The organism is Mesorhizobium sp. LNHC252B00 (assembly GCF_000502955.1).
In the GTDB taxonomy this organism is placed as follows: domain Bacteria; phylum Pseudomonadota; class Alphaproteobacteria; order Rhizobiales; family Rhizobiaceae; genus Mesorhizobium.
Genome location: NZ_AYWO01000061.1, coordinates 1 through 9,868 on the forward strand (window position 1 = coordinate 1; position 9,868 = coordinate 9,868).

Consider the following 9,868-nt stretch of genomic DNA (forward strand, 5'->3'; position numbering starts at 1 on the left):
ACCGCAAACGACGTTCGTCCTGCGGCAAACCTCTGTAAATCCTCACCAAAATGGGCGTTTATGGATGGAAACTAGCTAGCAGCGAGCAAGGTCATGATCGACCGGTCTCGTTTTGCATACCAATCGGAAGGTCTCTCGTTGGCTGGCTTGCCCTTCGCACGGGCTCTGAACTCAAAGTAATCCGCATTTACGAACCAGCGAGCAGCCGACGGGCGGCGTCGTGGTTATGGAACGCTTTGCGGACCGTCTCATGGACCACCCAAAGGACGCGCGTACCTGCAGGGAAGAAGCCCATGTCGCCGGCTGCTAACTCTATCGGCTCGCCTCCTTCCGGCGTCACGGTCGCGCGACCCTCAATGAAGGCCACCGTCTCATCGGCATGGTCAAGGTAGAAGGAGCCGGGTGTACAGTGCCAAACGCCGTTGAAGAGTGTCCCAGTCTCATTGCGCCAAAGTAGCGCTACAGACGCCTCTGGCGTCCCAGAGAGGATGTCTTGCGCGGGGATAGGCGCTGGCTTGACCGGTGCTTGGATCACCGAATGTTTTGTTACGCGAGCGATTTCGCTGTTCGACATGTTTAGACTCCTTGTCAGATCTTGAGGGCGATGCCTGCAGGCGAACGCGAGACGGCGGATCAAAATCCTGGGCGACCGCCAAGCCGTCGAGCGGGGAGGAAACCCGATCAACTACAGTGGCGGTCGCCATCGCCCTGGGAGGGATTCATCGTGCTGTTGGCCAATCGGCGCAGAACAACAGTGTCTATTTACTGCCCCAGCCTTGAATGCTCGGGCAGAGTGGGATCGTAGCCAACCGCCTCGGCGGCTGGCTAGGTTGAACTGTCCATTCCGAGCGTCTTACTTCCCAAGCGCTCCCATGACGGCGTCAGAGGGGTTCGCGTGCTCCGACGCCTGATATCCCTCGACCAGATTGTCCTTGGTTACGGTTGTCGCGGGTGAGACAATGAACGGTGGGGCCGTCTCACCGATAAGCGAAAGCGCGCCCGCGCGTGCTAGGGCAACGCCGTCATCGTAGAGGCCTTCGACGACCATAGCAGCCGTGTTGCCGCCGCGTGCCATGTCGAGGGCAAGCGGCTCGGCGAGATCCATCGTCACCATCTTAGTTGTCGTGTTACTATTGTTGCGCAAAGCGCTAACCACACCTAATCCGACCTCACCGTAGGTGACATAGATGCCTTTGAGGTTCGGATGTTGAGTCAGCATTGCGTTGGTTTCCACCTCAGCAAGTGACGGATCGGCGATCCCCCGTTCGGCGACAATCTTAACCTTCGGATAATTCTGCTCGATCGTCTGTTTGAATGCACCGTCGCGACGGTTGGTCACATAGAAATCGGCATCGTGGAAGAGATAGCCGATCTCACCTTCGCCGCCAATCGCCGCAACCAATGCATCGGCGGCGTGCTGGCCCATCTGACAATGGTCGCTGGAGATGACGCTGACATAATTGGTGCCAGCCTTCGAAAACCCTTGGGGAGCATTGTCCTGGAAGACGAGCTTCACACCCGCCTCAGCCGCCTGAGTAAACGCGGCGGCCGTGGCGACCGGATCTACCGGCAGAGAAATGATGATGTTGGGCTTTTTGGCCATGATCGTGCGCACCTGCTCGCTTTGGCGATCAGCCTGATAATCTGCGCTTGTTGTCGCAACCACCTCAATGCCCATCTCTTTGAAGGCGGCTTCCGCGCCGCGCGTCTCAGCTGCGCTGACCTCGTCGGCGGTGTGCCAAGCCATCGCGGCTGTGAATTTGCCTTCGCGGATCTTTGCCAACTGGGTTGGTGTGAGCTCCAGCTTGGCGACTGGCGTGGGCTTCTCGCCGTTCGGGCCTTTGGATTCACAAATCATCTCTGCAGACATCGCTTGGTACGTAGGGGCGAGCAGCATGAACGCAGCAGCGAGAGAAAGTCTAAGCATGGGGCAATCCTTTCTGAGATCGAGATGTGTCAGGTTTGGGAACCGCTCGCGAACACCTTGCGAAGCGAGGAGAGAGTAGGTGGCGCGATGTGGGTGCCGTCGGGCATGAAACTCTTGACGAAGGCACGAACGACGGGTGATGGCTTGCGGCCGAGATCCTCGGCTGCTTCCTTTTTAATGATCGCGCGCTGGATCAGCCGACCCCCAAAATAGCGGATCGGCTCGGGCGGGAAATATGACCCCGTGTGCTGGAGAAGGCGCGCATGGTGTGCCCAGGAGTCGTCCCGATTGAGTACGAGCGACGCCAAGCAGCGGCCGAGCGTCGAAGTCGGCAACACGCCGGTGCCGGAGAAACCAATTACGAAGGTAATGCGTGGATCGCCGCCCAGCTTACCGATCCGTGGCAGGCCGGTGGACGAGCGGTCGATTGGCCCCTGCCAGGCATGGGTCTTCTTGACTTTGTCGAGGCGAGGCAGGGTTCGTTGGCGACCTCTCTCTATCTCTCTAAGAATCTCGTCCGACGGACGCTCCCAGCGATCTTCGATCTTTGGGCCGAGGCCAAGTTTGCGGCCTACATTGCCGTAGATGACACGCTTGTCGGCGGTTCCGCGCCAATAAAAGAGCATCGCCTTAGCGTCGAAGTTGACCTCTTGGCCGGTCCAGCCGAGTTCAGAGAAGACCTCAGGCATCGGCGCGGTTGCGACGAGATCGCTCGAGCAGATAAAGGTGTCGCGTCGAAAGTCGGGCAGATGCGCCATCCAGGCGTTCGCCGCCATGACGACCTGATCGGCCTGGACAACCCCCCTTTCACAATGCACACGAACATTGGAGCCAGCCTTAATCTCCAGGACCGGTGACCGTTCGAAAACTTTGACGCCTCGCTTGATCGCAGAACGACGCAGTCCGCGCGCGAGGCGAGCCGGGTGTAGAGAGCCTCCAGAGGGGTCCCGCAGGCCCATTCGGTGGATTGAGGAGCCGAGGCGTGCCGCCAACTCGTCAGCGCCGACGCGTTCATAGATGTCCATGCCCAGCGACTGGGTAGCCTCTATCATGTGCTCCATCGAGGCAATTTGGGCCTGATTGGTTGCCGTCCAGAACCAGCCGGCTCGCGCGATGTTGGCTTCGATCCCTTCCTGCTTACAGAAGGATTGGATATCGTCGGCGGCGGTTCCAACGGCGCCTGCCAGCTGTTTGGCGCCTTCTACACCGAAATGCTTGCGGAGCGTGTCGACTTCCATCCACCAATCCGACATCACGCCGCCGTTGCGTCCGCTTGCGCCTGTGCCGCTCAGTTCAGCCTCGACAACAGCGACCTCGAGCGATGGATCATGTTCAAGGAGCCGGATTGCCGTCCACAAGCCGGTGAACCCGCCGCCAACGATGCAGACATCGACTTTAAGGTCGCCTTCCAGAATGCGCGCGTCGCGTTCTGCGTTTGGCTCTTCGCCGAGCGCCTGATCGACCCAAAAGCTGGCTCGGCCACTGCGGCCAGCCATCGTCCATGGGCGCATGCGCCACGACTGATGCCGCGATGATGCAGGATCAATAGTGCGTTGAGGTGGGGCAGCGAAACTGTTCATTGGTACAAACCTCCCAGATTACAACGACGGGGCGAATTGCGTTTGGCGGCACCTCCTGCCGGCACGCGGTGAGAAAATTCACGCGAAAGACCCGTGTATCCACTCATCGAATGGCATCATTAATTCGTTCCCTAACCGAACTTATTATGCCAGTATTCATCTTGTCAATGGCCTCGGATTGAAAGGGCATTGATTCAGACGGTGCTGGTTTTTGATCCAAGGAGTGTGCTGATGACGCTTCTCGACCTTACCTTCAGAGACTTCGTTGACGCGCTTGAAACCGCCCATGACGAGGTTGGTTTTAAGGGTGCCGCCGAACGTCTTGCCGGCCGGTTGGGGTACCGATGGTTTGCTTATCTCGGGTTTTCGGAACCAGCGCTCAAGGTGCTTTCTTCATATCCAAGTTCATGGGCACAGCAGTATATCGAGCAGCGATACGAGGACATCGACCCCGTCGTCGGGCTAGCTCGATCGTCGCAACGGTCGTTCCAGTGGGATCGCCGGACCTTGCGATTGCCATCAATAGCTCAACGGCGTTTTTTCGCGGAGGCCGCCAAATTCGAAATTCACAGTGGCGCGACTGTTCCAATACGTGGAGGCTTTGGCCGTTTCGCCGCGTTCACCCTCGCGGGCAATATGGACTCAGCTGTCGAGAGTCGCTCCACTGAAGTGATGGATCTCTTGCAGCTTGCGGGGCTCTACTATCATGCGCACGTTTACGCGAAGCTCCAACTAGGCCTGATCCGGCTTGCCGATGCGCCTCTAACCCAACGAGAGCTGCAGTGCCTTTACTGGGCGGCACGCGGCAAGAAGATGCTAGAAACGGCAATGATACTCGGCATCTCCACGCGAACAGTGGTCTTCCATGTCGAGAATGCCCGGTCGAAGCTTCGCGCGTCCACGGTGGCGCAAGCCGTTGCCGAGGCCACGCAGCGTGGCCTCATTTTGTCTTGACTGAGCTATCGACCCTGCCCGTTGGGTCGCCTCGGCCGCAGCACCTCGATTTGCTCGACCTGCTCGATTTCTCCTATCAATGAAGCAGCCGCTTGAACTGCAGCAGTGCTTGCCGTCGGCCAAATCTGCGCTAGAGCCTCCGCGTCTACTCACCCTGTAAAACCCAACAGCTACGCGACGCGGACCGCCGTGCTCTTTGTTTCTCACAAACAAGGAGCCTGCTGCCATGCACGTAATTCCAGTTAGTCACTTGGACTACTCTGAATTTCCTGATCTGATCGCAAGCATGCACCGATTGCGCTATCGCGTATTTCGGGGTCGCTTAAACTGGGATGTTTCTGTTTCAGGCGACATGGAGATCGACCCTTACGACGCTCTCAAGCCGACCTATATCATTGCAGCCGACGACCGAGGCACGGTCGTCGGCTGCGCGAGGCTGTTGCCGACGATGGGGCCAACGATGCTGGCGAACACCTTCTCCGTGCTGCTTGGTTCGAATCCCGCTCCGCGAAGCGACAGCATTTTCGAAAGTTCGCGCTTCTGTGTGGACACAGACGCGGCCGAGGGTGTGGCCGCGACTGGCCTTCGCAACGCGACGTTCACTCTCCTGGCAGGGATACTTGAATGGGGGTTATCGAACGGTCAAGCGGCAGTGGTCACCGTCACAGACGTTCGATTCGAGCGAATCTTGAGGCGCGCTGGATGGCCGCTCGAACGCTTTGCTCCGCCCATGCAGATCGGCAACACAAAGGCGTTGGCCGGTCACCTGGCGATCTCCCAAGCAGCGCTGATGAAAGTCCGTGAGATTGGCCAGCTCGAAGGACCCGTGCTTGCGGGTCGTTTTGTCCAGCCGGAAGCGGCATGATCAGGCTGCTGGTCGATAATGGCCATCGAACTAAGCCATCTTCGGCACGCCGTCGCCGCCGCGCACTATGGCAGCTTCCGTCGCGCGGCGGAGGCACTGGGCGTCAAGCAGTCGTCGCTCAGCCGCCGCATCCGGCAAATGGAAGATCGTCTCGGCATCGCCGTTTTTGAGCGATCGAGCAGTGGCGTACGGCTGACAGCTGCCGGCACCGAAATCCTCCTCGCTTCCCAGCATTTGGTCGAGGGGTTGGACCGCATGATGGCGTCGGCCAAGGCCGCAGGCCGGGGAGAAGCCGGTCGGCTGGCTATCGGCTTCTACACATCGCTGTCGGCTGGGAATTTGCGGGCGAGCCTTTTGGAACAGGCGCGACGGTTCCCCGACGTGGAAATCCGCACGGTCGAGGGAGCGCGAGCGAGTCTTTTCGCAGGTCTGGAGCATGGCACGCTAGACGTTGCCATCGTCACCGGCGAGCCCGCCGATCGCGCGGGGGGAGCAATGGCCTTGTGGGGCGAACGCATCATGGTCGCGCTTCCGGAGAGCCATCCGCTGGCAGCGAACGAGATCGTCTATTGGACCGATCNGGGCGAACGCATCATGGTCGCGCTTCCGGAGAGCCATCCGCTGGCAGCGAACGAGATCGTCTATTGGACCGATCTCAGAGGCGAAACTTTCTTGCTGAGCCAGCGCGACCCCGGCCCCGAATTCCGGGACATTCTGCTGGCGAAACTAGGTTCGCCCGGCGCCCAGCCCATACTCGTCAGCCATGACGTCAGCCGCGAAGACATCATGAGCCTGGTTGGCGCGGGCTTTGGGGTCAGCCTGATATGCGAGGCTGCCATCGGCGCCAGCTACGCCGGCGCGGTCTATCGCGACGTGCAGGACGGCAACGGCCCGAGCCGGATCAGCTACGCCGCCTATTGGCGGAGCAACAACGACAACCCGGCGCTGGGGCAATTCCTCAAGCTGTTGGAAGAGCGCTATCCCTTGTCGTCATCTAGGGCTGCCGAGTCCGCCGCGTCTTCGCGAACGCCCGATCCGTCGCCATGAAGCGCTCGATCATCGGTACGATCAGCCTCGCCGGCTCGCCAACGGGCTGGCCCGTCTCCCGGCCGAGAACCTCCGCGTAGACGATGAGATCGCGATGCACTGTGGCCGGCAGTTCGAGCGAGATCTTGACCGGCTTGTCGTCGGCAACGGCCCCAAGTTTCAGCTTGGCCATGGATCAGCCTTCATAGGGTTCGAGGACGAGATCGTGGGTGACGATTACGCGAACCGGAAAGCCCGGCCGGATGGTGAGGGTCGGGGCGATATCGAGCTGGCGACCAACGATCTGCTGCCCGATTTGGCTAGTGCTGTTGGACGCGCCCTGGCGCAGCGCGCGGAGAATATCACTTTCGCCGCTCGACGATCCGCTCTCCGCGCCGATGCTTAGCAGCGTGGAGAGCGCGGCGGCCTTGAAGAGTTCGCGCCAGTGATAATCGACACCGTCCTCAAGCCCGGCATAGCCTTCAGAGTCGGCGCCAGGCTGCCGTTCCAGCACGATGGACCTGCCGTTCGGCATGATGATGCGGTTCCAGACCAGCAGCACGCGGCGCTGACCGAACCCGACGCCGTTGTCGTACTGCCCAATGAGCCGTGCGCCCTGCGGAATGATGAGTATCTGCCCAGTCGGGCTGTCATAGACATTCTCGGTCACCTGCGCGGTGATCTGGCCGGGCAAGTCGGAGCGGATGCCGGTGATGAGGGCGGCCGAGATGATCGAACCTGCCTGCAGGATATTGGGCGATGCCGGCGCTGCAACGCGATCAGGGCTAACCGTGCGGCGGTCAGCGGCGGCGTTGAGGAAGGCGGCCTGCCGTTCCTGCGCGGTGGGGGTCGCAGGGTGTGGCGCGAGGCCAAGGCCCGCGAGCGTCGGCGACTCCGTGGCCGGCGTTTCGCTCGGCGCGGGTGGCGGAGTGGCCGGTGCGGACCGCGTTTCGGTGCCGGCGAACAGACGGCTGGTGCGCGCGGCGTCGATCTCCTGGAGCCGCCGTTGTTCCTCGGCGTTGACGCCTGCGACGGGCTGACCACGGTTCTGGGCGCTGAGCATCGGACGCCCCAGGTCACCAGGAAGCGGCGGCCCTAGTTGTGGAACATCGGGTGGTGGCACGCCGGAATAGTCGCGCGGCAGTCCTGCGAGACCGTCCGCCGTGGTGCGGTTGTCGGTCGAGTATAGTTCCTCGTTGCCGGGGCCGGAATGGCGCGACTGCAGGGCATAGACGAGCGCGCCGCCAACCCCGAGGCTGGCGACCAGGCCGAGGCTGGCCAGCACACGGCGGGACAGGCGGGTGACACGCGGCGTCTCGCCACGTAGGCGCATGGGAGCGGCATCAGGCGCTTCGGGCCTGTCCGACGGCCGTTCTTCCTCTTCCCGGCCCTCACTCATGACGCTGGCCTTCCGTCGGTGCGGGCGATACGAACGCGCTGTTGTTGACGACCGCTGCCGAAGCGCAGCTCAGCCGCGGCAAACAGACGATCGACAATCATGTGATTGCCGCGGACGCGGTAGTTGACGAGCTCAGAGGTCTTGCCCTCTGGGCCGACGATAAACAGTGGCGGCATTTCGCCTTGGCCGATGCCGCGCGGAAACTCGATGAACACCTGACGGCCATCGTCGAAGGCTCGCAGCGGCCGCCAAGGCGCACGGTCGCCGTCGATCAAATAGCGGAAGTTGATCGAGGCGAGGTCGACGCCCGTCGCCACGGGGTGGGAGACCTCGGCCTGGGCGTTTTGCCGGCGTAGCGCGATGAGCTGGTCCTGCGGGTACTGCCAGGAGACCGAAGCCATGTAGGTTTTCTCGGTCGAACGCAGCTCCATGTGATAGGTGCGGCGGTCGGTGTTGATGACAAGGTTCGTCGTCAGGTCCGCGCGGGTCGGCTTGACGAGGATGTGGATCTGACGCGTTGCGCCGGAGCCGCTTTCGGTGTCGCCGATGACCCAGCGCACCGTGTCGCCGGCGGCAACGGGGCCGGAGCCAACAAGTTGCTCGCCGGGCTGGAGGGCGACGTCGGTGATTTGTCCAACTGCTGCATAGACCTGATAGAGCGCGCCCGCTGTGAACGGATAGACCTGCATCGCGTTGATGAAGCCGTCACGCACAGGCTGCATGCGCGCGGCGGCGTTGGCCTGGTTGACCCGGACGGTGGGCTCCGCGGGCTCGGGGACCTGGCGGGTTTCTTTGATTGGTTTCAACTGGCCCGGCAAAGGCAGAGGGCGGGGAAGCTCAACGACCTGGACCGGTGCCGGCGGAGCGGGCGCGAACACAGCGGGCTGCGGATCGTCGTAGGAAATCTGCGGCGGCTTTTTGGTGGCGCAGCCGCCAAGCGCAGTTGCTGAGAGCAGTAGTAGCGGAAACACGGATTTACGGAAGTGAGGAAATCCGGCTTTCCGGGGTTCCGGTCGAACGGCTCTATGGGAATAAAGAATCATTGGCCCAACTCCTTCGACCAGTTGATGGCGTTGATGAAGACGCCGAGGGGATTCTTGCGCAGCCGCTCAGCGTCGCGTGGCGGTTGGATGACGACGGTGACGATGGCGGTCCAGCGCTCGGTGGATGCCAGTGAACCGTCCTGATAGCGGCGCTCCATCCAGGCGACGCGGAAGCTATCCGGGGAGGCGCGGATGACGCTCGACACTTCCACGGCGATCTGCTGCTTGCCCACCTTGGAAAAGGGATCGTTGGCGCGGGCGTAGTCGTTGAGAGCGAGCGCGCCGCGATCGGTCGTGAAGTCGTAGGCCCTGAGCCAGTTCTGGCGAACGATAATCGCATCGGCGGGAATCGAGCGGACCTGTTCGATGAAGCGGGCCAGGTGCCAGGCAATCTGTGGATCGGTCGGGCGATAGTCGGCGACGGCCGGCTCGACCGCCTGTGCCTGGCCGAGCCGATCAACCTGCACCACCCAGGGAACGATCGTCCCGCGCCCCGATTGCCAGACCAGCGCCGCCGCGAAGCCGCCGGCGAGCAGCAATGAGCCAAAAGCCATCAAGCGCCAGTTCTTCGCCTGGACGCGCGCCGAGCCGATCCGCTCATCCCAGACCTGGGCGGCCTTTTGGTAAGGGGTCTCGGGTTGGGGTGTCTTGCCGTAGTGGGTGGACGGTCGTTTGAACATTAGCGGTCCCCTTCTGAGAGATTGATGGATGAGCCGCCTCCATGGGCGTCGCCCGATCGGACGGCGTGACTAATGGTCGAGATCCCATGGCTGACCGTCTGAGAGCGCTTCATGCGCCTGGCCCAGGCGGGCGGTGTCGAGGAACTGGAGGAATGGGAAGGATCGCCCTCGACCTCAGCCGCGCCAGCGATCGAGCCTTCGGTCGACGTGCCGCCAGTGGCCGTGAAGGCGGATTTCGCGCCGCTGGAAAAGCTCTGCGCCATGCTGTCGGCGGTCCGGGACGCGGCGCGCCGGAACGGCGATGTGGCTGCACTGGCGCCGGCGCGGGCAACGCCACTCAGGCCCGAGGCAACGCCGGCCGCTCCTGCCTGGCCGGCAGAGGCGAGGCTGTAGG

10 protein-coding genes and 1 pseudogene are annotated in these 9,868 nt (G+C 61.9%); 3 read left to right on the forward strand and 8 right to left on the reverse strand.

Going from position 1 to position 9,868, the window contains the following annotated elements; translation table 11 throughout:
* Window positions 1-187 precede the first annotated feature (187 nt).
* The 3 genes from X744_RS140165 to X744_RS140155 form a co-directional block, all read right to left on the reverse strand.
* Window positions 188-574, reverse strand: coding sequence for a cupin domain-containing protein (locus X744_RS140165; RefSeq protein WP_023763131.1), 387 nt, complete (start codon window positions 572-574; stop codon window positions 188-190).
* 279 nt (window positions 575-853) lie between these two features.
* Window positions 854-1,927 (reverse strand): substrate-binding domain-containing protein, encoded by a 1,074-nt coding sequence (locus X744_RS140160; RefSeq protein WP_032908191.1) that lies wholly within the window; start codon window positions 1,925-1,927, stop codon window positions 854-856.
* A gap of 29 nt (window positions 1,928-1,956) precedes the next feature.
* Window positions 1,957-3,507, reverse strand: coding sequence for an FAD-binding oxidoreductase (locus X744_RS140155; RefSeq protein ID WP_084025796.1), 1,551 nt, complete (start codon window positions 3,505-3,507; stop codon window positions 1,957-1,959).
* A 231-nt stretch (window positions 3,508-3,738) separates the two neighbouring features.
* Here X744_RS140155 and X744_RS140150 point away from each other — a divergent pair, with 231 nt between their 5' ends.
* The 3 genes from X744_RS140150 to X744_RS140145 all read left to right on the forward strand — a co-directional run bounded on the left by X744_RS140150 (window position 3,739) and on the right by X744_RS140145 (window position 6,373).
* Window positions 3,739-4,461, forward strand: coding sequence for a LuxR family transcriptional regulator (locus X744_RS140150; RefSeq protein ID WP_031261475.1), 723 nt, complete (start codon window positions 3,739-3,741; stop codon window positions 4,459-4,461).
* A 226-nt stretch (window positions 4,462-4,687) separates the two neighbouring features.
* Window positions 4,688-5,326 carry an acyl-homoserine-lactone synthase gene (locus tag X744_RS0139055; RefSeq protein ID WP_031261477.1) on the forward strand — a complete coding sequence of 213 codons (639 nt, stop codon included), beginning with the start codon at window positions 4,688-4,690 and terminating at the stop codon, window positions 5,324-5,326.
* An 18-nt stretch (window positions 5,327-5,344) separates the two neighbouring features.
* On the forward strand, window positions 5,345-6,373 hold the full coding sequence (locus X744_RS140145) for a LysR family transcriptional regulator (RefSeq protein WP_023763136.1): 1,029 nt from the start codon (window positions 5,345-5,347) through the stop codon (window positions 6,371-6,373).
* Here X744_RS140145 and X744_RS140140 read toward each other — a convergent pair.
* From X744_RS140140 to X744_RS1000000175790, 5 genes and pseudogenes are all read right to left on the reverse strand, one after another.
* Window positions 6,321-6,545: a DUF2274 domain-containing protein gene (locus tag X744_RS140140; protein WP_023763137.1), complete on the reverse strand. Its 225-nt coding sequence runs from the start codon at window positions 6,543-6,545 to the stop codon at window positions 6,321-6,323. The genes X744_RS140145 and X744_RS140140 overlap by 53 nt on opposite strands.
* Before the next feature lie 3 nt (window positions 6,546-6,548).
* The gene (locus X744_RS140135; RefSeq protein ID WP_023763138.1) at window positions 6,549-7,751 is read right to left on the reverse strand and encodes a TrbI/VirB10 family protein; all 1,203 of its coding nucleotides are present in this window, start codon (window positions 7,749-7,751) and stop codon (window positions 6,549-6,551) included.
* Window positions 7,748-8,794 (reverse strand): P-type conjugative transfer protein TrbG, encoded by a 1,047-nt coding sequence (gene trbG / locus X744_RS140130; RefSeq protein ID WP_031261479.1) that lies wholly within the window; start codon window positions 8,792-8,794, stop codon window positions 7,748-7,750. Before trbG ends, X744_RS140135 begins: the two co-directional genes overlap by 4 nt.
* Complete coding sequence (gene trbF, locus X744_RS140125; protein WP_023763140.1) at window positions 8,791-9,474, reverse strand: conjugal transfer protein TrbF; 684 nt, start codon at window positions 9,472-9,474, stop codon at window positions 8,791-8,793. The genes trbG and trbF overlap by 4 nt, the downstream gene beginning before the upstream one ends.
* Window positions 9,474-9,868: pseudogene (locus tag X744_RS1000000175790) on the reverse strand (P-type conjugative transfer protein TrbL); the annotation flags it as partial. The pseudogene X744_RS1000000175790 and the gene trbF, both read right to left, overlap by 1 nt.

Excerpts from the sequence above, each read along its gene's own strand:
- X744_RS140160 (WP_032908191.1), bottom strand. The coding sequence starts at position 1,927 with ATGCTTAGACTTTCTCTCGCTGCTGCGTTCATGCTGCTCGCCCCTACG.
- X744_RS140155 (WP_084025796.1), bottom strand. The coding sequence starts at position 3,507 with ATGAACAGTTTCGCTGCCCCACCTCAACGCACTATTGATCCTGCATCA.
- X744_RS0139055 (WP_031261477.1), top strand. The coding sequence starts at position 4,688 with ATGCACGTAATTCCAGTTAGTCACTTGGACTACTCTGAATTTCCTGAT.
- X744_RS140165 (WP_023763131.1), bottom strand. The coding sequence starts at position 574 with ATGTCGAACAGCGAAATCGCTCGCGTAACAAAACATTCGGTGATCCAA.
- trbG (WP_031261479.1), bottom strand. The coding sequence starts at position 8,794 with ATGATTCTTTATTCCCATAGAGCCGTTCGACCGGAACCCCGGAAAGCC.
- X744_RS140140 (WP_023763137.1), bottom strand. The coding sequence starts at position 6,545 with ATGGCCAAGCTGAAACTTGGGGCCGTTGCCGACGACAAGCCGGTCAAG.
- trbF (WP_023763140.1), bottom strand. The coding sequence starts at position 9,474 with ATGTTCAAACGACCGTCCACCCACTACGGCAAGACACCCCAACCCGAG.
- X744_RS140150 (WP_031261475.1), top strand. The coding sequence starts at position 3,739 with ATGACGCTTCTCGACCTTACCTTCAGAGACTTCGTTGACGCGCTTGAA.
- X744_RS140135 (WP_023763138.1), bottom strand. The coding sequence starts at position 7,751 with ATGAGTGAGGGCCGGGAAGAGGAAGAACGGCCGTCGGACAGGCCCGAA.